25 protein-coding genes are annotated in these 26,801 nt (G+C 61.6%); 5 read left to right on the top strand and 20 right to left on the bottom strand.

The window, feature by feature from the left end:
* Positions 1 to 71: 71 nt before the first annotated feature.
* From ACF8MI_RS14805 to ACF8MI_RS14795, 3 genes are all read right to left on the bottom strand, one after another.
* Complete coding sequence (locus ACF8MI_RS14805) at positions 72 to 800, bottom strand: aspartate/glutamate racemase family protein (protein ID WP_392517587.1); 729 nt, start codon at positions 798 to 800, stop codon at positions 72 to 74.
* Positions 801 to 816: 16 nt separating this feature from the next.
* Positions 817 to 2,349 carry an NCS1 family nucleobase:cation symporter-1 gene (locus ACF8MI_RS14800; RefSeq protein WP_392517586.1) on the bottom strand — a complete coding sequence of 511 codons (1,533 nt, stop codon included), beginning with the start codon at positions 2,347 to 2,349 and terminating at the stop codon, positions 817 to 819.
* 455 nt (positions 2,350 to 2,804) lie between these two features.
* On the bottom strand, positions 2,805 to 3,242 hold the full coding sequence (locus ACF8MI_RS14795; protein WP_016711747.1) for an Lrp/AsnC family transcriptional regulator: 438 nt from the start codon (positions 3,240 to 3,242) through the stop codon (positions 2,805 to 2,807).
* A 132-nt stretch (positions 3,243 to 3,374) separates the two neighbouring features.
* Between ACF8MI_RS14795 and ACF8MI_RS14790 the strand changes: the two genes are divergently transcribed.
* Positions 3,375 to 4,271, top strand: a complete 897-nt coding sequence (locus ACF8MI_RS14790; protein ID WP_060499624.1) for a DMT family transporter — start codon at positions 3,375 to 3,377, stop codon at positions 4,269 to 4,271.
* Positions 4,272 to 4,304: 33 nt separating this feature from the next.
* Entirely contained in the window at positions 4,305 to 5,231 is a 927-nt protein-coding gene (locus ACF8MI_RS14785) for a class I SAM-dependent methyltransferase (RefSeq protein ID WP_060499625.1), read from the top strand.
* Positions 5,232 to 5,308: 77 nt separating this feature from the next.
* Here the strand turns inward: ACF8MI_RS14785 and ACF8MI_RS14780 are convergent, their stop codons facing one another.
* The 8 genes from ACF8MI_RS14780 to gcl form a co-directional block, all read right to left on the bottom strand.
* Positions 5,309 to 6,307, bottom strand: a complete 999-nt coding sequence (locus ACF8MI_RS14780) for a sulfate ABC transporter substrate-binding protein (RefSeq protein WP_060499626.1) — start codon at positions 6,305 to 6,307, stop codon at positions 5,309 to 5,311.
* A gap of 92 nt (positions 6,308 to 6,399) precedes the next feature.
* A complete protein-coding gene (locus tag ACF8MI_RS14775; protein ID WP_060499627.1) occupies positions 6,400 to 7,224 on the bottom strand; it encodes an ion transporter in 825 nt (274 codons plus the stop codon).
* Positions 7,225 to 7,269: 45 nt separating this feature from the next.
* Positions 7,270 to 8,142 carry an urea transporter gene (locus tag ACF8MI_RS14770; RefSeq protein WP_156867851.1) on the bottom strand — a complete coding sequence of 291 codons (873 nt, stop codon included), beginning with the start codon at positions 8,140 to 8,142 and terminating at the stop codon, positions 7,270 to 7,272.
* 186 nt (positions 8,143 to 8,328) lie between these two features.
* The gene (gene pyk / locus ACF8MI_RS14765) at positions 8,329 to 9,744 is read right to left on the bottom strand and encodes a pyruvate kinase (protein ID WP_016711741.1); all 1,416 of its coding nucleotides are present in this window, start codon (positions 9,742 to 9,744) and stop codon (positions 8,329 to 8,331) included.
* Positions 9,741 to 11,015, bottom strand: a complete 1,275-nt coding sequence (locus tag ACF8MI_RS14760) for a glycerate kinase (RefSeq protein WP_392517585.1) — start codon at positions 11,013 to 11,015, stop codon at positions 9,741 to 9,743. The genes pyk and ACF8MI_RS14760 overlap by 4 nt, the downstream gene beginning before the upstream one ends.
* 217 nt (positions 11,016 to 11,232) lie before the next feature.
* On the bottom strand, positions 11,233 to 12,126 hold the full coding sequence (locus ACF8MI_RS14755; RefSeq protein WP_060499631.1) for a 2-hydroxy-3-oxopropionate reductase: 894 nt from the start codon (positions 12,124 to 12,126) through the stop codon (positions 11,233 to 11,235).
* 152 nt (positions 12,127 to 12,278) lie between these two features.
* Positions 12,279 to 13,061, bottom strand: coding sequence for a hydroxypyruvate isomerase (gene hyi / locus ACF8MI_RS14750; protein WP_060499632.1), 783 nt, complete (start codon positions 13,059 to 13,061; stop codon positions 12,279 to 12,281).
* A gap of 53 nt (positions 13,062 to 13,114) precedes the next feature.
* Entirely contained in the window at positions 13,115 to 14,890 is a 1,776-nt protein-coding gene (gene gcl, locus ACF8MI_RS14745) for a glyoxylate carboligase (RefSeq protein ID WP_016711737.1), read from the bottom strand.
* Positions 14,891 to 15,147: 257 nt separating this feature from the next.
* Here gcl and ACF8MI_RS14740 point away from each other — a divergent pair, with 257 nt between their 5' ends.
* Entirely contained in the window at positions 15,148 to 15,588 is a 441-nt protein-coding gene (locus ACF8MI_RS14740) for a heme-binding protein (RefSeq protein WP_028699366.1), read from the top strand.
* Positions 15,589 to 15,711: 123 nt separating this feature from the next.
* Here the strand turns inward: ACF8MI_RS14740 and ACF8MI_RS14735 are convergent, their stop codons facing one another.
* The gene (locus tag ACF8MI_RS14735) at positions 15,712 to 16,323 is read right to left on the bottom strand and encodes a TetR/AcrR family transcriptional regulator (RefSeq protein WP_060499633.1); all 612 of its coding nucleotides are present in this window, start codon (positions 16,321 to 16,323) and stop codon (positions 15,712 to 15,714) included.
* 132 nt (positions 16,324 to 16,455) lie between these two features.
* Here ACF8MI_RS14735 and ACF8MI_RS14730 point away from each other — a divergent pair, with 132 nt between their 5' ends.
* Positions 16,456 to 17,364 (top strand): DUF808 domain-containing protein, encoded by a 909-nt coding sequence (locus tag ACF8MI_RS14730; RefSeq protein ID WP_104834247.1) that lies wholly within the window; start codon positions 16,456 to 16,458, stop codon positions 17,362 to 17,364.
* On the opposite strand, the gene ACF8MI_RS14725 is transcribed toward ACF8MI_RS14730, so the two are convergent.
* Complete coding sequence (locus tag ACF8MI_RS14725; RefSeq protein WP_104834248.1) at positions 17,354 to 19,309, bottom strand: LTA synthase family protein; 1,956 nt, start codon at positions 19,307 to 19,309, stop codon at positions 17,354 to 17,356. The genes ACF8MI_RS14730 and ACF8MI_RS14725 overlap by 11 nt on opposite strands.
* A 153-nt stretch (positions 19,310 to 19,462) precedes the next feature.
* Here ACF8MI_RS14725 and ACF8MI_RS14720 point away from each other — a divergent pair, with 153 nt between their 5' ends.
* The gene (locus ACF8MI_RS14720) at positions 19,463 to 19,777 is read left to right on the top strand and encodes a hypothetical protein (RefSeq protein WP_104834249.1); all 315 of its coding nucleotides are present in this window, start codon (positions 19,463 to 19,465) and stop codon (positions 19,775 to 19,777) included.
* A gap of 78 nt (positions 19,778 to 19,855) precedes the next feature.
* Here ACF8MI_RS14720 and ACF8MI_RS14715 read toward each other — a convergent pair whose 3' ends face one another.
* The 7 genes from ACF8MI_RS14715 to puuE form a co-directional block, all read right to left on the bottom strand.
* Positions 19,856 to 20,638, bottom strand: a complete 783-nt coding sequence (locus tag ACF8MI_RS14715) for an outer membrane protein OmpK (RefSeq protein WP_164524874.1) — start codon at positions 20,636 to 20,638, stop codon at positions 19,856 to 19,858.
* A 355-nt stretch (positions 20,639 to 20,993) separates the two neighbouring features.
* Complete coding sequence (locus ACF8MI_RS14710) at positions 20,994 to 21,779, bottom strand: outer membrane protein OmpK (protein WP_060499661.1); 786 nt, start codon at positions 21,777 to 21,779, stop codon at positions 20,994 to 20,996.
* Positions 21,780 to 21,919: 140 nt separating this feature from the next.
* Positions 21,920 to 23,275: a nucleobase:cation symporter-2 family protein gene (locus ACF8MI_RS14705; protein ID WP_016711731.1), complete on the bottom strand. Its 1,356-nt coding sequence runs from the start codon at positions 23,273 to 23,275 to the stop codon at positions 21,920 to 21,922.
* Positions 23,276 to 23,433: 158 nt separating this feature from the next.
* Complete coding sequence (locus ACF8MI_RS14700; protein WP_060499636.1) at positions 23,434 to 24,753, bottom strand: urate hydroxylase PuuD; 1,320 nt, start codon at positions 24,751 to 24,753, stop codon at positions 23,434 to 23,436.
* A gap of 45 nt (positions 24,754 to 24,798) precedes the next feature.
* Positions 24,799 to 25,302 (bottom strand): ureidoglycolate lyase, encoded by a 504-nt coding sequence (locus ACF8MI_RS14695; protein ID WP_012315446.1) that lies wholly within the window; start codon positions 25,300 to 25,302, stop codon positions 24,799 to 24,801.
* Positions 25,303 to 25,351: 49 nt separating this feature from the next.
* Entirely contained in the window at positions 25,352 to 25,867 is a 516-nt protein-coding gene (uraD, locus tag ACF8MI_RS14690; RefSeq protein ID WP_156867849.1) for a 2-oxo-4-hydroxy-4-carboxy-5-ureidoimidazoline decarboxylase, read from the bottom strand.
* Complete coding sequence (gene puuE, locus ACF8MI_RS14685; RefSeq protein ID WP_060499638.1) at positions 25,867 to 26,793, bottom strand: allantoinase PuuE; 927 nt, start codon at positions 26,791 to 26,793, stop codon at positions 25,867 to 25,869. The genes uraD and puuE overlap by 1 nt, the downstream gene beginning before the upstream one ends.
* Positions 26,794 to 26,801: the final 8 nt, after the last annotated feature.

Below are 26,801 nucleotides of genomic sequence, written 5' to 3'. Positions count from 1 at the left end.
ATGATGAGCTGACCTGTACCGGCCTCTTCGCGGGTTTACCCGCGAAGAGGCCGTTAAAGGCAGCTAAAGACTCAGCGCCCGAACCGCATCGGCCAACCCACCACTTTCTTCGCCCGTGGCGTGGCATAGGTGCGCACCTTGGAGGTACTCAAGCCCATGCGCACCAGCGACTCGGCAATGGTCACCGCCGCGCTCACCCCATCCACCACCGGCACGCCGGTGCGTTGGCGGATCTGCTCGTCCAGCCCGGCCATGCCGCCGCAACCCAGGCAGATCACCTCGGCCTTGTCATCACGCACGGCTCGCTCGGCCTGCTCCACGATGGCTTCCACTGCACGCTGCGGGTCTTCTTCCAGTTCCAGCACGGCCAGCCCGCTGGCCCTTACCGAGGCGCAGCGGTCGTACAGCCCGGAGAGCTTCAAACGGTCCTCGATCAGCGGTACGGTGCGGTCCAGGGTGGTCACCACCGAGTAAGCATGCCCCAGGTACATCGCCGTGCTGGCGGCTGCATCGGTAATGTCCACTACCGGTACGTTCAGCAGCTCCTGCAAGCCTTCACGGCCGTGTTCGCCATAGCCGGCCTGGATCACGGCGTCGTAGGGGCCTTCATAGGCCAGCACCCGGTCCATCACGGCGATGGCAGCCAGGTAGCTCTCGAAATTGCCTTCTACCGACTCGGCGCCAAACCAGGGGGTGAGGCCAATGATCTCGGTGCCGGGGGTGGCGACACTGCGCGCCTGTTCGGCAATGGCCTCGGTGATGGCTTCGGTGGTGTTGACGTTGGCAATCAGAATAAGCATGGGTAGGCTTCCTTGATCAATGGCTGCTGTGGTCGACAGCGATGCACTCGCCGCTGACGTCGTGGTAGTGGCGATTGCGAGGCGCGATCAGCAGGTACAGGGCGGCGGCGATGCCGGCCCCGATCAGCCAGGAGAACGGCGCCACATGCTGGAAGTGGGGTACCAGCGCCAGGACGATGGCCAGCAGTGCGGCCGGCACGAAGGCTGCCACGGCGCGCAGGTTGATGCCCTTGGTGTAGTGGTAGGCACCGGCCGGGTCTTCGCTGTAGAGCTGCGGCACGTTGATGCAGCCTTTGCGCAGCAACCAGTAGTCGGACATGATCACCCCGTACAGCGGGCCGAGCAGGGCGCCCAGGCCCGACAGGAAGTACACGATCACCAATGGGCTGTTGTACAGGTTCCACGGCAGGATCAGCACTGCCACGGTGGCACTGATCAACCCGGCGCGGCGGAAGTTGAGGTGACGCGGCGCCAGGTTGCTGAGCACGAAGGCCGGGGCGACGAAGTTGGCCATGATGTTCACCGCCACGGTGACGATCAGGAATGCCAGGCAGCCAAGTACCAGGAAGGGTGTGCTCGGGATGGCCGCGACGATCTGCGTCGGGCTGTCGATGATCTGGCCGTTGATCTGGAACTGTGCGCCGCTCAGCACCACGGTGATGATGGCAAATACCAGGATGTTCACCGGCAGGCCCCAGAAGTTGCCCACGCGAATCGTCTTGCGGCACGGCGAGGAGCGGGCGAAGTCACAGAAGTTCAGCACCAGGGTGCCGTAAATCGCCAACCACAGCGCACCGCCGGCAAAGATGTTGCGCCACATCTCGTAGCCAGTCAGCGGCTCGGCCACCGACCAGGCGATGCGCGTGTCGGCCTGGAAGTACATGAATACCGCCAGGGCCGAGACGGTCAGCAGGATCACCGGGCCTGCGAAACCCTCGTAGCGGCGCACCATCTCCATGCCGTACGCCAGGATCACCAGCTGCACCAGCCAGATCGACACGAAGCACACCCAGCCCAGGCTTGAAAGGCCGAGGATGCTGTCGTGATCGTAGGCTGCCATGTGCGGCCACACGGCGGTCAGGAGCACGCGCAGCACCACGGAGGCGAGGTAGGTCTGGATGCCGAACCAGGCAATGGCAATGACGGCGCGGATCAGCGCCGGAATCTGCGCGCCGTGGATGCCGAAGGCGATGCGGCTGATGACCGGGAAGGGAACGCCGGTTTTCTGCCCCATGTAGCCGGACAGGTTCATGAAGAAGTGCGCCAGCGCCGCGCCAATCGCCAGCGACAGCAGGATTTGCCAGCCACCCAGGCCAAGGGCGAACAAGCCCATGGCGAACGAATAGTTGGCGATATTGTGCACATCGTTTGTCCACAACGCGAAGATGCTGTATCCACCCCAGCGGCGACCTTCGATACGGGTAGGCGCAAGGTCGCGGTTATGCAGGCGCGGGCTCAGGGCCAGCGCGGGCTGGCTGCCGTCAAGTGTGGAAGCAGGGTGGGTGCTGGCGACGGATAGTTCAGGGGCAAGGTCGAGGCTGCTACTCATTCCGGCGGGCTCCTGATGCACATGGACTGCGATGAGCGGGCATGCGCACGGGCTCGCCATCTCGTCAGTGCAGCTTGGCATCACAGGGTTCTGGGCGCGGCGGCCGGTTTTGGTCCGGCGTCGCGGGTTCTTGTGTATTTATGTTTTGTTGAGTTTGTATACAAAACACGAGGACACAAAAGCGAGTTCCATGCCAAGGAAAGAGCAAGCGTTAAAGACCTATCATTTCGAATCTAGGGTTTCGAAAGATAACTTAATGATATTCAGGACTTATAAGTTGACCAAATAAACAGGTTTAAATTTTTAGACTGATAATTAGTTGATCAAATGGTCAAAATTAGTTGCAGGGTAGTGTGTAACTTATTGGGGCGTTACCGAATGAATTGCACACAAAAATGGCACTTAAGGTGACATTCTTGTGTACAAGAAATAGTCAAGTTTTCCTGTGGCGCCTCTCAATCCATCGGCGGCAACCGCCGCTTCACCGGGCTTTTCTTGATGATCGCGGTGTTGGTGTCAGCCAGCACATTGATGCGGTCGAGCAGGGTGTCCAGCTGTTCCATGGAACGCACATGCAGGCGGGCAATAAAGCAGTCTTCGCCGGTGACCTTGTCGCACTCGGTGAACTCAGGTATCGCAATGATCTGTCGCTCCACCTCCTGCAACTGCCCCGGCAGCGGGCGGATGCGCACGATGGCCTGCAACTGGTAGCCAAACGCGCGTGGGTCGACCTCCACGGTGTAGCCGCGCAGCACGCCGCGCTCCTCCAGCCGGCGCAGGCGCTCGCTGACGCTGGGTGCGGACAGCCCGCTCACCTGCGCCAGGGCCTTCAGCGAGCGGCGCGAGTCCTCCATCAGGGCATTGATCAGGAGTTGGTCGATAGCGTCAGTCATGGTCACCTCAATAGGTAATTTGCGTTATTTGCCTTGATAGTAAAGGCGCGTATGACAATCTGCCTTCGTTATCCGCTGGATGGCACCCGGTATCCTTTGCATACTGTTGCCATCGTCAACGGGAGGTGTGAGATGGACAGTTCATTGCGCCGTGGCTCGCTGGAAATGGTTGCTGCCATGCTGATTTCCGGGACCATCGGCTGGTTCGTGCTGGTGTCCGGCCAGCCCGTGCTTGAGGTGGTGTTCTGGCGCTGCGTGTTCGGCGCCGTGACCTTGCTGGTGATCTGCGCCGTTTTTGGCTTTCTGCGGCCGGGAGTGATCAGCCGCACGGCGTTCTTGCTGGCGATTGCCAGTGGGGTGGCGATTGTCGGCAACTGGTTACTGTTGTTTGCCTCGTACTCACGGGCGTCGATTGCCATTGGCACGGCGGTGTACAACGTGCAGCCGTTTCTGCTGGTGGGGCTGGCGGCGCTGTTCCTGGGCGAGAAGATTACCTTGGCCAAGGTGACCTGGCTGAGCGTCGCCTTCCTCGGCATGTTGGCCATCGTCAGTGCCCATGGCACGGGGCAGGGTGGCGGTGAGGATTATCTGCTGGGAATTGCCCTGGCGCTGGGGGCGGCGTTCTTGTACGCAATCGCTGCACTGATCATCAAGCGCCTGAGTGGCACGCCGCCTCACCTGATTGCATTGATCCAGGTGACCACCGGTGTGCTGATGCTGGCACCCTGGGTCAGGCCTGGCGGGTTGCCCGGAGAAATGCCAGCGTTAGCCAGCTTGTTGGCACTGGGCATGGTGCACACCGGCCTCATGTATGTGCTGCTTTACAGTGCCATCCAGCGTCTGCCCACGGCGCTGACCGGGGCGCTGTCGTTCATCTACCCCATCGCGGCGATTCTGGTGGACTGGGTGGCATTCGGGCATCGGCTGGCGCCGCTGCAGTGGCTGGGCGTGGGGTTGATCCTGGTGGCGGCGGCGGGGATGCAGCAGGGCTGGTGGTTCCGTTCTGCACAAGTGGCGGTCAAGGGGTAGAATGGCGGCCTTTTCATTTGTTTGCGACCCACCATGACTTCGCCGATCCACACCCTTGAGCAACACCTGCTCGCCGCGTTCGACCCTGCCCCGCAGGAAACCCGCCGACTGTTCCACGGTCGTGGCCGCTGCTGGGTGGGCCTGGAGCAAGTGACGGTCGACTGGTTGCAGGGTGTGCTGTCGGTCGGCTTGTTCCGCGAGCCACCCGAAGGCCAGCTGGCTGAACTGGAAGCCATGTTGCGTGCCTTTGCCGAACGCCCGCAGTGGTCCGGCCAGGCGATCCTCATTCAGCACCGCTACCTGCCCGACAGCCCGGGCCAGTGGCTGCTGGGCGAGCCGTGCCAGCAGCGTGAGGTGGTCGAGGATGGCCTGACCTACCTGCTGGATCTGGGCGTGCGGCAGAACAATGGCCTGTTCCTCGACATGCGCTACGGCCGGCGCTGGGTGCGCGAGCAGGCAGCCGGCAAGCGTGTGTTGAACCTGTTCGCCTACACCTGCGGCTTTTCGGTGGCGGCGATTGCCGGTGGCGCCGAGCAGGTGGTGAACCTGGACATGGCCAAGTCGGCGTTGTCCCGTGGCCGTGATAACCACCGCCTGAATGGCCACGATGCATCGCGGGTGGCCTACCTGGGGCATGAGCTGTTCAAATCGTGGGGCAAGGTGCGCAAGTACGGGCCTTATGACCTGATCATCATCGACCCGCCCACCTTCCAGCGCGGCAGTTTTGTGCTTACCCAGGATTACGCGAAGATCCTGCGGCGGTTGCCGGAGTTGCTGAATGTGGGTGGCACAGTGCTGGCGTGCGTGAACGACCCGGGGATCGGGCCGGAATTTCTGATCGAGGGGATGGCGGAGCAGGCGCCTTCGCTGGCGTTTGTCGAGCGGTTGGAGAACCCGCCGGAGTTTCCCGATGTGGACCCGGCCGGGGGGCTGAAGGCTTTGGTCTTCCGCCAGGTTTGATGTTGCTCTTGCCGGCCTCTTCGCGGCTAAAGCCGCTCCCACAGGGATCGCGATGAGGCCGGTAAGGCTTACCTCAATTATTGACCGCTATAAATCTGGTCAAACACGCCGCCATCATTGAAGTGGGTCTTCTGCACGGTGCGCCAGTCACCAAAGGTTTTCTCCACCGACAGGAAGTCCACTTTCGGGAAACGGTCGGTGTACTTGGCCAGTACCGTCGCATCCCTTGGGCGCAGGTAGTTGTTGGCGGCGATCTCCTGAGCTTCTGGCGACCACAGGTACTTCAGGTATTCCTCGGCCACGGCCTGGGTACCCTTCTTGGCCACCACCTTGTCCACCACGCTGACAGGTGGCTCGGCCTCGGCCGACACGCTTGGGTAAACCACTTCGAACTGGTCGCGACCGAACTCGCGGGCGATCATTTCGGCTTCGTTCTCGAAGGTGACCAGCACGTCGCCGATCTGGTTGGTCATGAACGTGGTGGTGGCAGCACGGCCACCGGTATCCAGCACCGGCGCTTGCTTGAACAGCTTGCCAACGAAGTCACGGGCCTTGGCCTCGTCACCGCCTTGCTTGAGCACATAGCCCCAGGCGGACAGGTAGGTGTAGCGGCCGTTACCCGAGGTTTTCGGGTTGGGCACGATCACCTGCACACCGTCCTTCAGCAGATCGGGCCAGTCTTTCAGGGCTTTCGGGTTGCCTTTGCGCACGATGAACACGGTGGCCGAGGTGAACGGCGCGCTGTTGTTCGGCAGGCGGGTTACCCAGTTGTCCGGCACCAGCTTGCCGTTGTCGGCCAGGGCGTTGATGTCGGTGGCCATGTTCATGGTGATGACGTCGGCCGGCAGGCCATCGATCACTGCACGCGCCTGCTTGCTGGAGCCGCCGAAGGACATCTGCACGTTGACCTTCTCTTTGTGCTCGGCTTCCCAGTGCTTCTGGAAGGCCGGGTTGTAGTCCTTGTAGAAGTCGCGCATCACGTCGTAGGAAACGTTCAGCAGGGTAGGGGCGGCCTGGGCGAGGTTGCCCAGGGCCAGGCCTGCGGCGAGCAGCGAGGCGGTGAACAGTTTTTTCACGTTGCTTCCTTGTTATGGTTCAGATGTTTGGCGATGTGCCAGCGACTATAGCGTTTGGTTCTTGGGGCTTTAAAGACGAAATGGCTCTTTGCTTATTCGGTTTTCGGGAACAGCACATTCCCACACCGGGAACAGAACGCCGCGCCATGCTCATGGGTCTTCTTGCTGCAAGTCGGGCAATCATGCTGCAGCTGTTCACCACGCATGGCATTGGCCAGCTCGGCGGTAAAGATGCCGGTCGGCACTGCAATAATTGAGTAACCCGTAATCATCACCAGCGACGACAGCACCTGGCCCAGGGGCGTCTTCGGCACGATATCGCCAAACCCCACGGTAGTGAGTGTGACGATAGCCCAGTAGATGCCTTTGGGGATGCTGGTAAAGCCATGCTCCGGTCCTTCAATCACATACATCAAGGTGCCGAACACGGTTACCAGGGTCGAGACCGTGACCAGAAACACGATGATCTTCTGCTTGCTGCCGCGCAGTGCCTCCATCAGGTAATGGGCCTGCTTGAGGTACGGGCTGAGCTTGAGCACGCGGAAGATCCGCAGCATCCGGATCACCCGGATGATCAGCAGGTACTGGGCGTCGCTGTAGTACAGCGCGATGATCCCCGGCACGATCGCCAGCAAGTCGACCAGGCCGTAAAAGCTGAAGGCATAGCGCAGGGGCTTGGGCGAGCAGTACAGGCGGGTGAGGTACTCGGCCAGGAAGATCGCGGTAAAGCCCCATTCGATGGCGGCGAGCAGGCCGGCGTAGCCTTGGTGTATTTCGTCGATGCTGTCGAGGATCACCGTGACCAGGCTGGCGAGGATGATCAGCAGGAGGATTTTGTCGAAGCGTCTTCCAGCCATGGTGTCGGTCTGGAAGACGATAACGAAGAGCCGTTCACGCAGGCTCGCAGGGTTGTTCATTGGCTCGGTCCACAAAAGCGATGGGCTGAGCCTAGGGGTTGCGTTTCAGCTGTGCAAGCGGCTGGCATTGCGCTGTCTGGGCTGGGCCAGATGGTTGCCCGCATGCATCAGCCAGCAGGCGGCGACAAAGGGCGCAGTCAGACCTGCCACAGGCAGCAGCGTGAACACCGGTTGCAGCAGCAGGGCCAAGGCAATTGCCAGCATTGTTACCCACGGTTTCTCACCCTGCCTGCTGAAGGCCAATGCCGCCAGTGCCGCATTGAAACCGTACAGGCCCAACCACGCAGCCTGCGCCTGGTCGGCAAGCAATGCTACACCGCCACCAATGGCTGAGCCGATCACTGCCCACATCGAGGCATAAGGGTTGGCGATGAGCATGCCGACAATAATCAGCAAGCCGGCCAAGGGCTGATCGAGCAGGAAAATCTGGCCCACACCCCGCGCCAGGGCATAGAGCGGATCGGCCTCGACGAAGCCGCTTGGCGAGGGGCTGGCGAACAGCAGCACGGCCCAGCCCAGCAACACGAACGGCGCGGTATAGGCGATCAGCAATTTGCCGCCGCGCTTGCGCCACTGGTGGGTGATGATGCTGGATAAACCGCCGGCGGCGAGGATCAGTGGCGGCAGCATGACCGACCACGGCAGCACGGCGCTGATCAGCAGGCCAATCAGCACACCGTTGTAGCAGTACAGCCCGGCCTGGCGGTCGGCGCGGTCGTAACCACGGGCCTGGGCGGTGATCAGGCCGGCCAGGGCGCCGAGCAGGGCACCACCGACCAGGTCGGGGGCGGTCAGCAGGATGGCCAGCAGGCAGCACAGGCCGCACAGGGGGTTGCGCAGCAGCAGCACCTGGCTGAAGCCGTTGAGTAACGCCGTGGCCCAGTCGGGGCACGGGTTGACGAAATTTTTGGTGTACATGGGGCAGTCAGTGAGGTTGAAGGAACGCGGTGGGCCTCTTTGGGCCTCGGGTTTTCCGCCGTTGTGTGCAACACCTCTAACCCTGTGGGAGCGGGCTTGCCCGCGAATGCGTCAGTTCAGACAACAGGGTTGTCCCTGCTGGCCTCTTCGCGGGCAAGCCCGCTCCTACAGGAGAGGTGTGATTGCTTAGATCAAGGTCTCGATCCGCAGCGTGTTAGTCGACCCCGGCTTGCCAAAAGGCACGCCGGCCGTGATCAGCAGCGTATCGCCACGGCTGGCCATGCCTTGCGCCTGGGCAATCTCCAGCGCAGTCGACACCACCTCGTCCACCTGGCGCAGGCGGTCGTTGACCACCGAATGCACGCCCCACGCCACGCTTAGACGGCGAGCGGTGTTCAGGTTTGGCGTCAGGTTGAGGATCGGTGCCCGTGGCCGCTCGCGCGCAGCACGCAGGGTGGAGGCGCCCGATTCGCTGTAGTTGACCAGCACCGCCACCGGCAGGATGCCGCTGATACGGCGGATGGCGCAGCTGATGGCGTCCGACACCGTGGCTTCGGCTTTCGGCCGGCCAACGTCGAGCTGGGCCTGGTAGTCCGGGCCGTTTTCCACCTGGCGGATGATCTTGCTCATCATCTGCACAGCTTCCAGCGGGTAGTCGCCCGAGGCGGTCTCGGCCGACAGCATCACCGCATCGGCACCTTCGGCCACGGCGTTGGCCACGTCGGTGACTTCGGCGCGGGTCGGTGCCGGCGAGAAGCGCATGGATTCGAGCATCTGCGTGGCCACCACCACTGGTTTGCCCAGCTGGCGGCAGGTGCCGATGATGCGTTTCTGGATCTGCGGCACGCTTTCGGCGGGTACTTCCACACCCAGGTCACCACGGGCCACCATGATGGCGTCTGCCAGTTCGGCGATGGCTTGCAGCTGTTCGACGGCCGATGGCTTTTCGATCTTGGCCATCAGGTAGGCGCGGTCGCCAATCAGCTGGCGGGCTTCGACGATGTCTTCCGGGCGCTGCACGAACGACAGGGCCACCCAGTCCACGCCCAGTTCCAGGCCAAAGGCCAGGTCGCGGCGGTCTTTTTCGGTAAGCGGGGAGAGGTCGAGTACTGCTTGCGGCACGTTCACGCCCTTGCGGTCAGACAGCTCACCGCCGTTCAGCACGGTCGTGTCGATGGCATCGGCGTGCTTGGCGGTCACCCGCAGGCGCAGGCGGCCGTCGTCTACCAGCAGGTCCATGCCCGGCTCCAGCGCGGCGATGATTTCCGGATGGGGCAGGTTGACCCGCTCGCTGTTGCCTGGCGTCGTGTCCAGGTCCAGGCGCAATGACTGACCACGCTGCAGTTGCACCTTGCCTTCGGCCAGGCGGCCAACACGCAGCTTGGGCCCTTGCAGGTCCATGAGGATGCCCAGCGGGTAGTTGAGTTGCTGCTCGACTTCGCGGATCCACTGGTAGCGCAAGGCGTGGTCAGCGTGTTCGCCGTGGCTGAAGTTGAGGCGGAAGATGTTTACCCCGGCCTCGACCAGCTGGCGGATGTCGTCTTTGCCTTTGATCGCAGGGCCGAGGGTGGCGAGGATCTTTACTTTTTTATCAGGCGTCATGATTGGGCAGTCTCAAGGATCAGGATGGCGCGGAAATCGTTGACGTTGGTGCGGGTTGGTTCGGTGACGATCAGCGCATCCAGCGCGGCGAAATAGCCGTAGCCGTTGTTGTTGTCCAGCTCGTCGCTGGCCGACAGGCCCAGGGCCTCGGCGCGGGCGTAGCTGCCTGGGGTCATGAAGGCACCGGCGTTTTCTTCCGAGCCGTCGATGCCGTCGGTGTCACCGGCCAGGGCGTACACACCCGGCAGGCCTTTCAGGCTTTCGGTAAGGCTGAGGAGGAACTCGGCGTTGCGCCCGCCACGGCCGTTGCCGCGCACTGTCACGGTGGTTTCGCCGCCAGACAGGATCACGCAGGGGGCTTTCAGCGGCTGGCCGTGCAGCACGATCTGCCGGGCGATACCGGCATGCACCTTGGCCACTTCGCGCGATTCGCCTTCCAGGTCACCGAGGATCAGCGGGCTGAAACCGGCCTGTCGGGCTTTCACGGCGGCGGCTTCAAGCGACTGCTGGGGCTTGGCGATCAGCTGGAAGTGGCTGCGGGCCAGGGCCGGGTCGTCGGCTTTGACGGTTTCCGAGGCTGGGTTGTTCAGCCAGTCGATGACCGCTTGCGGCGCTTCGATGCTGTAGCGCTTGAGGATGGCCAGGGCATCGGCCGAGGTGCTCGGGTCGGCCACGGTGGGGCCGGAGGCGATGACCGTTGCCAGGTCGCCCGGTACATCGGAAATTGCATAGGTGTAAACGGTGGCAGGCCAGCAGGCCTTGGCCAGGCGGCCGCCTTTGATCGCCGAGAGGTGCTTGCGCACGCAGTTCATCTCGCCGATGGTAGCGCCGGATTTGAGCAGTGCCTTGTTGATCTGCTGCTTGTCGGCCAGGGTCAGGCCCTCGGCCGGCAGCGCCAGCAGGGCGGAACCACCGCCAGACAGCAGGAAGATGACGCGGTCGTCTTCGTTGAGGTTGCTGACCAGGTCCAGCACGCGCTTGGCCACGGCCAGGCCGGCGGCGTCGGGGACCGGGTGGGCGGCTTCGACCACTTCGATTTTTTGGCAATTGGCGCCGTGGCCGTAGCGGGTGACGACCAGGCCAGAGACTTCGCCCTGCCAGCTTTTCTCGACCACTTCGGCCATGGCGGCTGCGGCCTTGCCGGCGCCGATGACAATCACCCGGCCGCTACGGTCGGCGGGCAGGAAGGGTTCGAGGACTTGACGGGGGTGGGCGGCAGCGATGGCTGTGTCGAACAGCTCGCGGAGAATTTTTTGCGGATCGACCGACATGGCAGGCTCCCAATTATTGTTGTTCTGCAGAATCAAAAACGCCCCTGGAACTGCCTCCGTGCAGGCCGAACCAGGGGCGGGTGTTGCTCGGTGTCACTGGCTGACCTGTGGTCGCAGGTCAGTCAGCGTGTGCTTCAATCGCGAGCTTTGCTCGCTCCTACGGGCCTTACGCTGATCTCGTAGGAGCGAGCGCAGCTCGCGATGAGGCCGGTAGGTTTTATTTCTCGTCGCGGATCGAGAAGTTGGCCATGTGCTCCAGGCCTTTGATCAGTGCCGAGTGGTCCCAGTTGCCGCCGCCCAGGGCCTGGCAGGTGTTGAATACTTGCTGGGCATTGGAGGTGTTGGGCAGGTTGATGCCCAGTTCCTTGGCACCTTGCAGGGCCAGGTTCAGGTCTTTCTGGTGCAGGTTGATGCGGAAGCCCGGGTCGAAGGTGCCTTTGATCATGCGCTCGGCATGCACTTCAAGGATTTTCGACGAAGCGAAGCCGCCCATCAGGGCTTCACGTACCTTGGCCGGGTCGGCGCCGTTTTTGGCAGCGAACAGCAGGGCTTCGGCAACAGCCTGGATGTTCAGGGCAACGATGATCTGGTTGGCCACCTTGGCAGTCTGGCCGTCGCCATTGCCACCTACGCGGGTGATGTTCTTGCCCATGGCTTCGAACAGCGGCAGGGCGCGCTCGAAGGCTTTCGGGCAGCCACCGACCATGATGCTCAGGGTCGCGGCTTTGGCACCGACTTCCCCGCCGGATACCGGAGCGTCCAGGTAGGCGGCGCCGGTAGCCTTGATTTTTTCGGCGAAGGCTTTGGTGGCGGTAGGGGAGATCGAGCTCATGTCGATCACCACCTTGTTCGGGCCTGCGCCTTCGGCCACGCCGTTTTCACCGAACAGGACGCTTTCGACCTGCGGGGTGTCCGGGACCATGACGATGATGAATTCGGCTTCCTGGGCCACTTCCTTCGGGTTGGCCAGGGCCACTGCACCGGCGGCGATCAGCTCGGCTGGCGCGGCGTCGTGATGGGTGGAAACGAACAGGCTATGACCTGCTTTCTGCAGGTTCTGGGCCATGGGCTTGCCCATGATGCCGGTGCCGATGAAACCGATTTTAGCCATGACAATGTGCCTCTTTGTATTTGTGATATCTCAAGCAAGCCTTGGCCCCCTGTGGGAGCGGGCTTGCCCGCGAAGCAGACAACTCGGTGGATGGCACCGGCTTCGCCGGTGTTCGCGGGCGAGCCCGCTCCCACAGGGTTCCGAGTTGTTTTTTAGATTGCGTTGTGCGTTTTCAGCCAGCCCAGGCCCGCTTCGGTGGTGGTCTTGGGCTTGTATTCCGCGCCCACCCAGCCCTGGTAGCCAATGCGGTCCAGGTGCTCGAACAGGAAGCGATAGTTGATCTCGCCGGTACCTGGCTCATGACGGCCGGGGTTGTCGGCCAGCTGGACGTGGTTGATCAGTGGCAGGTTGGTTTCCAGGGTGCGCGCCAGGTCACCTTCCATGATCTGCATGTGATAGATGTCGTACTGCAGGAACAGGTTGTCGCTGCCCACCTCGGCCTGGATTTCCAGCGCCTGTTGAGTGGTGTTCAGGTAGAAACCCGGGATGTCGCGGGTGTTGATCATTTCCATGACCAGGCGAATACCGGCGGCTTTGAGCTTGTCGGCGGCGTAGCGCAGGTTTTCCACGAAGGTCTTGCGCACGGTAGCGCAGTCCGGGCCTTGCGGGCGGATGCCGGCCAGGGCGTTGACCTGGGTGTTGCCCAGCACCTTGGCGTACTCGATGGCCTTGTCGACACCGGCACGGAATTCTTCAATGCGGTCGGGGTGACAGGTGATGCCACGCTCACCTTTGGCCCAGTCACCGGCAGGCAGGTTGAACAGCACCTGGGTCAGGCCGTTGGCCTCCAGCTGCTGTTTGATTTCGGCAGCACTGAAGTCGTACGGGAACAGGTATTCGACACCGCTGAAACCAGCGTCGGCGGCAGCCTTGAAGCGGGCCAGGAAGTCCTGTTCGGTGAACAGCATGGACAGGTTGGCAGCGAAGCGAGGCATGGGTTGTCTCCTTGCGTTGAAGGCCCCCAGGTAGGCCTGGGGGCGTCAGGCGATCAGTCCAGCAGCGAGATGGCGGTTGGCGCGTCGTTGCCGACCAGGGCCAGGTCTTCGAACTCGTTGACCGCGTTGATCTCGGTGCCCATGGAAATGTTGGTTACACGCTCGAGAATCACTTCGACCACCACCGGCACGCGGAACTCTTCGGCCATTTTCTGTGCCTTGATCAGGGCAGGGGCGATTTCTGCCGGCTCGAACACACGGATGGCCTTGCAGCCCAGGCCTTCGACCACGGCGACGTGGTCGACACCGTAGGTGGCAGCGTCGGTGGAATTGATGTTCTCGAACGCCAGTTGTACACAGTAATCCATGTCGAAGCCACGCTGCGCCTGACGGATCAGGCCCAGGTAGGCGTTGTTCACCAGTACGTGTACGTACGGCAGGTTGAACTGCGCGCCCACGGCCAGCTCTTCGATCATGAACTGGAAGTCGTAGTCACCCGACAGCGCAACGACTTTGCGTTTCGGGTCGGCCTTGACCACGCCGAGGGCGGCAGGGATGGTCCAGCCCAGCGGGCCGGCCTGGCCGCAGTTGATCCAGTGGCGTGGCTTGTACACATGCAGGAACTGCGCGCCGGCAATCTGCGACAGGCCGATGGTGCTGACGTAGCAGGTGTCCTTGCCGAACACCTGGTTCATTTCTTCGTATACGCGCTGCGGCTTGACCGGCACGTTGTCGAAGTGGGTCTTGCGCTGCAGGCTGGCTTTGCGCTGCTGGCAGTCTTCCAGCCAGGCCTTGCGGCACTTCAGCTTGCCGGCGGCTTTCCACTCGCGGGCCACTTCCAGGAACACGTCCAGCGCCTTGCCAGCGTCGGAAACGATACCCAGGTCCGGGGTGAACACGCGGCCAATCTGGGTGGGTTCGATGTCGACGTGCACGAATTTGCGGCCTTCGGTGTAAACGTCGACCGAGCCGGTGTGACGGTTGGCCCAGCGGTTACCGATACCGAACACCAGGTCGGATTTGAGCAGGGTGGCGTTGCCGTAGCGGTGCGAAGTCTGCAGGCCGACCATGCCGACCATTTGTGCGTGGTCGTCCGGGATGGTGCCCCAGCCCATCAAAGTCGGGATGACCGGCACGCCGGTCAGTTCGGCGAACTCGACCAGCTTGTCGCTGGCGTCGGCGTTGATGATGCCGCCACCGGCCACCAGCAGTGGACGCTCGGCGTCATTGAGCAGGGCCAGGGCTTTTTCGGCCTGAACGCGGGTGGCGGACGGCTTGTTGATGGCCAGCGGCTCGTAGGCGTCGATGTCGAATTCGATTTCGGCCATCTGCACGTCGAACGGCAGGTCGATCAGTACCGGGCCTGGGCGACCGGTGCGCATTTCATAGAAGGCCTTCTGGAAGGCGTAAGGCACCTGGCCTGGCTCCAGAACGGTGGTCGCCCACTTGGTCACCGGCTTGACGATGTTGGTGATGTCGACCGCCTGGAAGTCTTCCTTGTGCAGGCGGGCACGCGGGGCCTGGCCGGTGATGCAGAGAATCGGGATGGAGTCGGCCGAGGCGCTGTACAGGCCGGTGACCATGTCGGTGCCGGCCGGGCCGGAAGTGCCGATGCACACGCCGATGTTGCCCGGGTTGGCACGGGTGTAGCCCTCGGCCATGTGCGAGGCACCTTCGACGTGACGAGCGAGGACGTGATCGATGCCACCGACTTTCTTCAGGGCCGAGTACAACGGGTTGATGGCAGCCCCCGGGATGCCGAACGCGGTATCTACACCTTCACGGCGCATGACCAGAACGGCTGCATCGATTGCTCTCATTTTGCTCATGGTTTGTGCCTCATCGATTTTGTAATTGTATACAACTTGCGTTGCGACAGAGTGTATTCACGGCTGACGCCTCAGGTCAATGGGTTTTCATCGGCTAAGCTGGCTTTCGCCAGAGCGCCAGTGAAAACGGCGATTTGCACCATCGCATACGATCGTTTCAAAATATTGTATACAAAAATACATCTCGTTGTGTTCTATTTGCTCTATCGGTTTTCAACTGCCCTCAGGGCTTCTCACAACAAGAAGAGGACCTTTTCATGAACGCTTTGAACCTGAACGTTGCTGTCAGCCTGGTGAATGCCGCACTGGCGGCGGGCCGCAAGATCAACGCCGCGCCGTTGACCGTAGCGGTGCTGGATGCCGGCGGGCACTTGCTGGCGCTGCAGCGCGAGGATGGCGCCAGCCTGATCCGGCCTGAGGTGGCCACGGGCAAGGCTTGGGGTGCGATTGCGCTGGGCAAGGGGTCGCGTTTGCTGGCGCTGGATGCACAGCAGCGGCCAGCGTTTTTTGCGGCGCTGAACGGGATGGGCGAACGGCCGGTGGTGCCGGCGCCGGGTGGGGTGCTGATTCGTGATCAGGCGGGCAAGGTGCTGGGTGCTGTCGGGATCAGCGGGGATACATCGGACATTGACGAGCAGTGTGCGATCAGTGCGATCGAGGAAGTGGGGTTGCGGGCGGATGCCGGGGTAGCTGCCTAAATCTCTATTGGCTGTACGGGCCTATTCGCGGGCAAGCCCGCTCCCACAGGTTCTCCACAATCTTCAGGCATGTGGTGATCTTGTGGGAGCGGGCTTGCCCGCGAAAGAGGCCAGCGCCGAGGCTCAGGCCACCTCAGGCTCACAGCCCTTGAGCACCATGCGAATGATGGTCTCCGCCGCCGCGTCATAATCACTGTCGGCCAGCTTGGCCTTACCCGTCACCGCAGAAATCTGCCAGTCGAAATCTGCATAGGTCTGTGTCGCCGCCCAGATGCTGAACATCAGGTGGTGCGCGTCCACATGGGCAATCTGCCCACGGTCGATCCAGCGCTGGATGCACTCGATGTTGTGCCGGGCCTGCTCGTTCAACTGCTCAACCTGGTTCGGCGACAGGTGCGGGGCGCCGTGCATGATCTCGCTGGCGAACACCTTGGAGGCGTGCGGCAGGTCACGCGAAATGCGGATCTTCGAACGAATGTATGAACTTAGCACTTCCTTCGGATCGCCGTCGGCATTGAACGGCGTCGACGCCTGCATGATTGGCGCGATGATGCTTTCCAGGACCTCGCGGTAGAGGTTGTCCTTGGACTTGAAGTAGTAATACACGTTTGGCTTGGGCAGGCCGGCCTTGGCCGCGATATCGCTGGTCTTGGTGGCGGCGAAGCCCTTGTCGGCGAATTCCTCGCTGGCCGCGCGCAGGATCAGTTCCTTGTTGCGCTCGCGAATGGTGCTCATGGTCAGGGATCTTCCTCGTGTCTGGCCACCTCTAAGAGGGATCGGGCATGGTAGCACCGGGCTCGACGGGGGCTCAAGGCAGCGGCTTTGGGCTAGAATCGATGGCACCTACACATCTGGATACAGGCAAACATGGCAGGAAGCAGTCTACTGGTACTGATCGACGACATCGCCACGGTGCTTGATGACGTCTCGGTGATGACCAAAGTGGCAGCGAAAAAGACCGCAGGCGTGCTGGGCGACGACTTGGCGCTGAATGCCCAGCAGGTCACCGGTGTGCGTGCCGAACGCGAAATCCCGGTGGTGTGGGCGGTGGCCAAAGGGTCGATGGTGAACAAGGCCATCCTGGTGCCGGCGGCGCTGTTGATCAGCGCGTTCATCCCTTGGGCGGTGACGCCGTTGCTGATGGTGGGCGGTGCCTACCTGTGCTTCGAGGGTTTCGAGAAGCTGGCACACAAGTTCTTGCACAGCAAAGAAGAGCATGAGGCTGAGCACGAAGCCCGTAAGGAGGCGGTGGCCGATGCCAATGTCGACCTGGTGGCGTTCGAGAAAACCAAGATCAAGGGCGCGGTGCGCACCGACTTCATTCTCTCGGCGGAGATCATCGCCATCACCCTGGGCACCGTGGCCGATGCGCCGCTGACCCAGCAGATCATCGTGCTGTCGGGCATTGCCATTGTCATGACCATCGGCGTTTACGGGTTGGTGGCGGGTATCGTCAAGCTGGATGACCTGGGGTTGTGGATGACCCGGAAGGCTTCGCGTCTGGCTCAGGTGTTGGGTAACGGCATCCTGCAGACAGCGCCGTACATGATGAAGAGCCTGTCGGTGATCGGTACGGCGGCGATGTTTCTGGTGGGTGGCGGCATTCTGGTGCATGGCATCGCGCCCTTGCATCATGCCATTGAGGCGTTCAGCGAAGGGCGCGGTGGGGCGCTGACCGGTGCGCTGCTCAACGGCGTGGCCGGGGTGGTGGCCGGTGCCGTGGTACTCGCGGTGGTCAGCGCGGTCTCTAAGGTTTGGCGTGCGGTCAGGGGCTGACCGCCACGCCTTTGTCCTCATCGCTGGCTGCCGGTTGCCAGGCGAGTAGGCCTTTGCTGAAATCGTTGGCCGCACTCTGGTAGTAGGCGATGGCCCGGCGTACCAATGGGTTGTCGGTGTTTGCGGTCATTTCTCGGCTGTTACCCAATGCATCCTGATGCACACGCATGCCGCCGCGCGGGCTGAGGATCGCCAGGTCCTTACCGTCGAACAGGCCCAGGTGCTGATAGTTTCCGATCAGTACCCGCGGCGGCAGGGCGTCTTCACGCAGCAGGTCGCGGCCGAAGAAGGTCGAGGTGTAGCTGAGATTCAGCAGGCCGAGCAAGGTCGGTGCAAGGTCGATCTGGCTGGCCAGTTGGGCGTCCTCGCGCGGGGCGATCAGCTTGGGGGCGTAGATCCACAGCGGGATCTGGTAATTGTTCACCGGCAGGTCCTCCATGCCGGCGCTACCGGCGGTGTGGTCGGCCACGAAGACGAACAGGGTGTTGTCGAACCATGGCTTGCCCTTGGCTTCGCGCAGGAACTGCGCGATGGCATGGTCGGTGTACTTCACCGCACCTTCACGGCCTTCACCCGAAGGGATGTCGATACGGCCGTCCGGGTAGGTGTAAGGGCGGTGGTTGGAGGTGGTCATCAGTTGCAGCAAGAACGGCTGCTGCTTGGCATGGTCGGCATCGGCCAGTTTCAGGGCCTGCTTGTACAGGTCTTCGTCGGCCATGCCCCAGGCATTCTTGAAGCTGATTTCGCTTTCATCCACGCTGCTTTGGTCGACGATACGGTAACCGTTGCCGCTGAAGAAGGCGTTCATGTTGTCGAAGTAGCCACGCCCGCCATAGACAAACACGGGGTCATAGCCGACAGCAGCCAGTTGCTGGCCCAGGCTGCCGTAACCGCTTTCGCGGCCGATGCGTTTGACGATGGAGCGGCCCGGTGTTGGCGGGATCGACAGGGTGATGGCCTCCAAGCCACGGTCAGTGCGGGTACCGGTGGCGTAAAAGTTGTTGAAGTACAGGCTTTCGCGGCGCAGGGCGTCCAGGTTGGGCGTGAGGTTGCGCGGGTCGCCGTTGCTGCCCATGTACTTGGCGCTGAAGCTTTCGATGGTGACCAGGATGATGTTGGGCTTGCGTGGCTCGCCGCTGGCGCTGATATGGCGGCGGATGTCCTCGGGCTCGCTGGCCTGGAACCGTGCGTTGGGCTCGGCCAGCTCCTGGTGCATCTGCGCACCGGCTTCGCTGGCATCGAGGGTGGCGTAGAACTGGCTGTAGTCCAGTTCGTTGTTACGGAACGCGGCAAAGAACTGGTACGGGCCGTTGCTGGCCAGTTCGCGTTGGTAGGCGTTGCCCCCCTGGCCGCGGGGGAACTGTTGGTCTACCAGTAGCACACTTAGGCCGCCCAGTAGCGCCAGCACGGCAATGCCGCCAAGGCGCTGGCCTAAGGTCAGGCCGGGCGCTGCGAGCGCTTGCGTCAAGGGCCTGCGCAGGACCAGGGCAAGTAGCACGGCGATGACGGCGATGCTGCCTAGCAAGGTGGGTAGCGGGTACGACTCGCGGATGTTGTCCAGCACTTCCTTGGAGTACACCAAGTAGTCGACCGCGATGAAGTTGAAGCGCACCCCGAATTCGTCCCAGAACAGCCATTCTGCCACCGCGACGAACAGCATCACGAACAGGCTGACGACCAGTACTCCGCTCATCAGCCGGCGATGCCAACGAGTGCGCCACAAGGCTGCCGGGCACAAGGCCAGGTACAGCCCCAGCGGCAGGGCGGCGTAGGTGAGGAAGCTCAGGTCGTACAAGGCACCACTGAAGAACATTGAGACGTAGTCGCCATGTACTTCATCCAGATGAGTGGCCAGCAATACCAGTCGGGTCAGCAAGAAGATACCGAACCACAGTGAGCAAACTAACAGAAGATACCGCCACGGGGCGGCGAGGGGCGTGCGCATTAAGTAGGCCTGCTTTCTTTTTTGAATGCGAGAATCCAAGCATGCTAAAGGGCAAAGTGCAAAAATTTTGTCAAAAATTTTCGATGTTTGAGTGGAAGGCCTGGCCTTATAGTCAGTACTTTGCTTTTTCCTGCAGCTCGGGAGGGGGAAACCATGTTTGGTAAAGTATTGACTTACGATGTGTACCACCTGGCGCTTTATCTGGGCGCGGTCATGGCCTGGGGGGCGTTGGGCCTGTGGCTGTTATTGCGTGGGGCGGGCGTCGAGGCTTTGTACAAGGGCTGTGCGATGTTCGGTCTGGCATTGATAATCAGCAGCATCATGCTCGTGCTGGACATCTTTCGAGTGATTGAACACTGGCAGGTAGAAGCGGGGCTTTTGCTGTTTGGCGTGTTATTGCCTTGCCTGGTTGCTCTGACTTTCAAGGCAACTTCAAATGGAAGTAGGATTGATCTGAATAAGCTGTAGGAAATTACTTACATACAGCTCAGGGCATTGCACGTGACAGCGCGTTGTTAATGCAACGCGCTGTCACGTTTCAGCGCATCAGAAGTGCACTTTCACCAGGAAACTCATGGTGTTCTGGTCAGTGGTGAACGCATCGCTGTCCTTGATGCCGTACTTGTTCTTCCAGTAGTCATACTCCACACCCACGTACAACTGCTTCTCACCCAAGTGCAATGCCTTGCCCAGGTCATACTTGATCTGCGGGTTGAAGTGCAGGTTGGCTTGGTAGGTGCCGCGGCGGTTTTCGTCGTTGTCCACCACCCAGTCCATGAAGCCGTCGATCAGCACGTCGGAATCGCCCACCGGAATGGTGTACGACCACACCGGGGTGATCTGCCACACGTTGTCGCCGGCGCGGCTGCCGTCGGTGGTGCGGTTGTAGAAGTTCAGCTGGAAGTAGTCGAAGCCGGGGATGGCTAGGTCGAAGCCTGGGCCGATCAGGTACGACTCGGTGTCACCCTCGCCAAACTCGTAGGTCATGGCCAGCAGCACGTCCTTGACCGGGCCGAACTCCAGCTTCTGGTCGAAGATCTTGCCGAACGACAGGCGTGGGCTGAACTCACCGTAGTAGGTGTTGGGACCGTTGCTGGCGTCCTTCTTGCCCTGGTAGAAAATCTTGTCGACGAAGAAGAAGTTGTCGCCGTACTTCCACGCGTCAGCGTGCTCGAAGGTGAAGGTTTGCTGGGTTTCCGGGTTGACCTTGAAGTTCTTGCCCCACAGGTAGGTCAGGCTGTTGTTCTGCCATTGCAGCAGGTCGCCGCCGAAGGTGGTGCCACAGGCCAGCAGGCCGCCGGCGAGGATCAGGCTGTTGATGGTACGCATTGCGAGTGTCGCTCCCTTGATTGATCTGTTGTCAGCGCTCGGTATTGGCGCTTTTTTGTTGTCTTACGAGTCAGCTTTTTTCGATAGGCCACAGCTGTTTGGCAAGGGTCGGGCCAACTTTCCTGGGTTGGCAAAACCTTCCTGCTCGACTTCGTTCTGAACGGATGAAAAGGGTATTTCAGGCTGGCAACACGTTGGCCAACCGCCCGTATTCATTGACTGAGCGGTCAGTAAACGCAGGCAGAATCCGTTCTGCCCTGATCGAGGGGGCGCGCAGATTACTGGCTTGCGCGCCGGGCCTCAAGTGCTCCGTCCTGGAGCGGGGTGGTACAAACTTGTGCGTTTGGTCAGTTTTCTAGAAGTGCACTTTGATCAGCGCACTGGCGACACTCTGGTTGCTGTCCAGATTGCCGCGGCTGTCGATGCCGTACTTGTCCTTCCAGTAGCTGTACTCAAAACCCACGTACAGCTGCTTGGCGCCCAGGTTCAGCGCCTTGCCCAGGTCGTACTTCACCTGCGGGTTGAAGTGCAGGTTGGCGTGATAGGTGCCACGGCGGGTCTGGTCGTTGTCGGTGACCCAGTCCATGTAACCGTCGATCAGAATGTCAGACCGGCCCACGGGGATGGTGTAGGACCAGCCGGGGGTAATCTGCCAGACGTTGTCACCGGGGCGGCTGCCCTCGGTGTTGCGCACGTAGAAATTCAGGGTGAAATAGTTGAAGCCGGGGATGTCGAGGTCGAAGCCGGGGCCGATCAGGTAGGCCTCGTTGTCGCCTTCGCCGCGCTCGTAGGTCATGGCCAGCAACACGTCCTTGACCGGGCCGAAGGCCAGTTTCTTATCGAAGATCTTGCCGAACGACAGGCGCGGGCTGAACTCGCCGTAGTAGGTGGTCACGCCTTTGCTGGCGTCGGCCTTGCCGTTGTAGAAGATTTTGTCGACGAACATGAAGGTGTCGCCGTACTTCCATTTGTTGGCGTGCTCGAACGTGATGGTCTGCTGGATATCAGGGTTGACCTTGAAGTCCTTGCCGTACAGGTAGGTCAGGCTTTCGCCGTGCCATTGCAGCCATTCGCCTGCATGCGAGGGGAGGGTGGCCAGCAGGCTGCTGCCCAGCAACAGTGACGTGGTGATGCGCTTCATGTTGTGATTCCCGGACTTATTGTTTTTGTTGGCGGTTTTTTTGGCGCGCAGGCGCCCCGGGCGGCCCATTCCGGCGGGCCGACGGTGTTGCGTTTACTGCTTATATGAATGCGGGGCGGTCATGCGCCGCCCCGTCTGGCTCAATGCTGGTGACAAGCGTCGTTGTGCACCGCGCGTTCGGCGCCACCGAGGATGTTGAACAGTACGTTCAACACCAGGGCACTGACCGTGGCCATGGCGATACCACTGTGGGTGATGGGTTCCATCCACTGTGGCATCTGGGCGAAGAACTCCGGGCGCACCACGGGGATCAGCCCGAAGCCGACGCTCACCGCCACCAGCAGCTGGTTGCGGCGGTCGCCGATGTCCGCTTCCTGGAGAATCTTGATCCCGGTGGCGGTGACCATGCCGAACATGGCAATGGACGCGCCGCCCAGTACAGCGGGTGGGATCGAAGCAATCAGGAAGGCCGCCTTGGGCAGCAGGCTGAGCACAATCAGCAGTGCACCGGCCACGATGGTGACAAAGCGGCAGCGCACCCCGGTCATCTGCACCAGGCCGATGTTCTGGGCGAACGAGGAGTGGGTGAAGGTGTTGAAGAAGCCGGCGATGAACGACGCACCGGCATCGCACAGCAGGCCGCGGCGCAGCATCCCTGGGGTGACTTCGCGATCGGTCACCTTGCCCAGGGCCAGGAACATGCCCGTGGACTCGACGAAGATGATCACCACCACCAGGCACATGGACAGGATCGGCGCCAGGCTGAAGGTCGGCATGCCGAAGTGCAGTGGGGTGACCACTTGCAACCACGGTGCGTCTTTCAGGCCCGACAGGTCGACCATGCCGATGGAACCGGCCAGGATGTAGCCAAGGCCCATGCCCACCAGTACCGACACGTTGACCCAGAACCCGCGCATGAAGCGGTTGATCAGCAGGATGACCGCCAGCACCAGGCCGGCTACCAGCAGGTAGATCGGCGAGCCGAAGGTTTCTGCTTCATGGCCGCCACCGGCCCAGTTGACCGCCACCGGGAACAGCGACAGGCCAATCGAGGTAATCACCGTGCCGGTGACCAGCGGCGGGAAGAAACGCACGACCTTGGACATGAACGGCGCGATCAGCATGCCGAAGAACCCGGCGGCGATGGTCGCGCCGAAGATCCCCTGCAGGCCCACGCCGGGCATGCCGGCCATGGCCACCATGCTGCCGACGGCAGCGAAGCTGGCCCCCATCATCACCGGCATGCGGATGCCCACCGGGCCGATACCGAACGACTGGATAATGGTGGCGACACCAGCAACCAGCAGGTCGGCGTTGATCAGGAAAGCGACTTCTTCACGGGACAACCCGGCGGCCTGGCCAATGATCAGCGGCACGGCGATGGCGCCACCGTACATCAGCAGAACGTGTTGCAGGCCAACCAGGATCAGTTGGAACAGGGGCAAGGGCTCGCGCGGCGGCGCAATGGGGATGTACGCCTTGCGTGACTCGGACATGCAGCACCTCGAGTTTTGTTTTTATTCTCGGATCCAAGCGCCAGGCTCCAGGCGGCAAGCTTCACGTAGAAGCTTGGTGGTCCGCGTTGGAGCCTGACGCTCGATGCTTGCTTGTTACCTACGACTTACAGCTTGAGGCTTGAAGCTTGCGGCTTCGATCAGTTGACCGGGGCACCTTTGGCGATCCAGTCACCGACGAGCTTGCGCTCCTCGGTGGTCATCTGGGTGATGTTGCCCAGCGGCATGATCTGGCTGGCGACCGCTTGCGCCTGGATGCGCGCGGCCTGGGCCTGGATCTGCTGCGGGGTGTCGAACATCACGCCGGCAGGGGCGGCGCTGAACAGTGGGCTGGTCGGCTTGGACGAGTGGCACACAGTGCAGCGTTCCTGGATGACGTTGTGGATCTTGTCGAAGCTGTCGCCGCCAGCCTGGGCAGTCGCCTGGGCAGGTGCTTCAGCCGGTGCTTCGGCAGGTTTGGCTGCTTCTTCGGCACGCAGTTCGGCGGCGGTCTTGCCACCGACGGCAGTAGCCGGCAGTGGTTGGTACTCGACTTTCGCTGCGGCTTGCTCCGGCGATACAGCCATCGGCTTAGGGCCGGTAACGTAGGCCAGGCAAATCATTGCCAGGGCGCCGACCGGCAGGGTCCAGGCGTACTTGTTGCTGTCGTGGCGGGTGTTGAAGTAGTGGCGGATCAGAACCGCGGCGACTGCAATGCCGGCCAGGATCAGCCAGTTGTACTGGCTACCGTAGGTGCTCGGGAAGTGGTTGCTGATCATGATGAACAGCACCGGCAGGGTGAAGTAGTTGTTGTGACGCGAACGCAGCAGACCCTTGGCCGGCAGTACCGGGTCGGGCGTCTGGTTGTTCTCGATCGCCGCCACCAGCTGGCGCTGGGCCGGCATGATGATGCGGAACACGTTACCCACCATGATGGTGCCGATGATCGCGCCGGTGTGCAGGTAGGCGCCACGGCCACTGAACACCAGGCTGAAACCGAAGCAGGCGGCAATGATCAGGACGAACAGTACGGCACCGAGCAGGGCAGGTTTTTTACCCAGTGGCGAATCGCACAGGAAGTCGTAGATGAACCAGCCGGCCACCAGCGAACCGATCCCGATGGCCACGCCTTCGGCACCGCTCAGGGTGCTGCCAGGGGCCAGCAGGTAAAGGGTCGGGTTCCAGTAGAACACCACGCACAGCAGGGCGATACCGGACATCCAGGTGAAGTAGGCTTCCCATTTGAACCAGTGCAGGTTCTCGGGCATTTTCGGGGGTGCGAGCTTGTATTTCTCCAGGTGGTAGATACCACCGCCGTGAATCGCCCAGAGATCACCCGACAACCCATCGCGCGGGTTGCTTCGGTTCAGGTGGTTCTCCAGCCAGACGAAGTAGAACGATGCACCGATCCAGGCGACACCGGTGATCATGTGAACCCAGCGAATGCTCAGGTTCAGCCATTCGTGAAGGTGTGCTTCCACAGTATGTACCTCTGCCGATCACCGTGAACGATGACCGACCTTTTCTTATTGGTGGGGATTGAGGATCAGCATCTGTTCCTCGGTGAAGTAATGCTCATCGCAGTTGTTGCCAGAACCGCTGCGATCAACCACCAGGAAGTCATCCCGCTTTTCGATCGTCAGCACCGGGTGGTGCCAGACGCCGCGATGGTAATTAACGCCCTGCCTGCCATTACTGCGGAAGGCCCGGACCAAGCCTGATACAGGTGCATCGCCAACGGGCGCGACCACGATCAGAAAGGGGTTGCCGAGCAGCGGGATGAAAGCCTGGCTGCCCAGCGGATGGCGTTCCAGCATGCGTACGGTCAGCGGCATGTCCAGCGCGTCGGCGCGGAAGATGCTGATGATCGCCTTGTCTTCAGGCTCGGCGGTTTCGACCGTGGCGAGCTTGTGAAAGCGCATGGTCGAGCCGTTGTTGATCATGAAGTGGTCGCTGCCGTCGGTTTCGATCACGTCACCGAAGGGGGCGAAGGCTTCTTTGGTCAGGGGCTCGATCATCAGGGTGCGCATGCGGGTCTCTCTTATCTATTCGTTGTACTGAAAAAGGTTCGGCTGTTGCTTACAGCTGCAGCAGGCGGAACAGGGCGATCAGGTTGATCTGCGCCAGGGCTTCCTTGAACTCGGTATCGGCATCGTTGTGGATGCGCTTCTCGAAGGCGGCGAGGATCTGGTGCCGGTTGCTGCCCTTCACCGCCATGATGAACGGGAACTGGAACTTAGCCTTGTAGGCGTCGTTCAGCTCGGTGAAGCGGGCGAACTCTTCGGCGGTGCACTGGTGAATGCCGGCACCGGCCTGTTCGTTGGTGCTCGATTCGGTCAGCTCGCCCTGGATGGCGGCCTTGCCGGCCAGGTCCGGGTGAGCGTTGATCAGTGCCAGCTGGTCGGCGTGGTTGGCGCTGAGCAGAATGTCGCTCATGCGCTGGTGCAGGGCTTCGATTTCGTCCAGCTCGCCCAGTTGGCCCAGGTCATAGGCCTTTTCGGCCACCCACGGCGAGTGCTCGTAGATGTCGGCGAAGGCGCTGACGAAGGCGTCACGGTCCAGGGCGGATGGCTTGAGGGTGTTGAAGGCGGTCATCAGGCGTTCTCTTTCTTGTACGGGTGGGTGGTGTGCCAGTGGCGGGCGATGTCCACGCGACGGGCGAACCAGACCTGGTCATGGCTTTTTGCGTAATCGACGAAGCGCTTCAGGGCGGCCAGGCGCGCCGGGCGGCCGACCAGGCGGCAGTGCAGGCCGATGGACAACATTTTCGGTGCTTCGGCGCCTTCGGCGTACAGCACATCGAAGGCGTCTTTCAGGTACTGGAAGAACTGCTCGCCGCAGTTGAAGCCCTGTACCTGGGTGAAGCGCATGTCGTTGGTGTCCAGGGTGTAGGGGATCACCAGGTGCGGCTTGCCGGTAGGGTTGTTCGGCTCCCAGTAGGGCAGGTCGTCGTCGTAGGTGTCGCTGTCGTACAGGAAACCACCTTCCTCCATCACCAGGCGACGGGTGTTCGGGCCGGTGCGGCCGGTGTACCAGCCCAGCGGGCGTTCGCCGGTGAGTTCGGTGAGGATGCGGATGGCTTCGAGCATATGCTCGCGCTCCTGGGCCTCGTCCATGTTCTGGTAGTCGATCCAGCGGTAGCCGTGGCTGCAGATCTCGTGGCCGGCTTCGACCATGGCACGGATGACATCGGGGTGGCGCTGGGCGGCCATGGCCACGGCGAAGATGGTGAGCGGGACGCCGCTGTCCTTGAACAGCTTCAGCAGCCGCCACACGCCGGCACGGCTGCCGTATTCGTACAGCGACTCCATGCTCATGTTGCGCGCGCCCTGCAGTGGCTGGGCGGCTACCATTTCGGACAGGAAGGCTTCGGACTCCTTGTCACCGTGCAGGATGTTGCGTTCGCCGCCTTCTTCGTAGTTGAGGACGAAAGACAGCGCGATGCGAGCGTTGCCCGGCCATTGCGGGTGAGGAGGGTTGTTGCCGTAACCGATCAGGTCGCGAGGGTAGTCAGCGCTCACTGCAGTCT

The organism is Pseudomonas sp. yb_9, from assembly GCF_043103635.1.
Taxonomy (GTDB): domain Bacteria; phylum Pseudomonadota; class Gammaproteobacteria; order Pseudomonadales; family Pseudomonadaceae; genus Aquipseudomonas; species Aquipseudomonas monteilii.
This window is presented reverse-complemented; position numbering and strand designations above follow the sequence as displayed.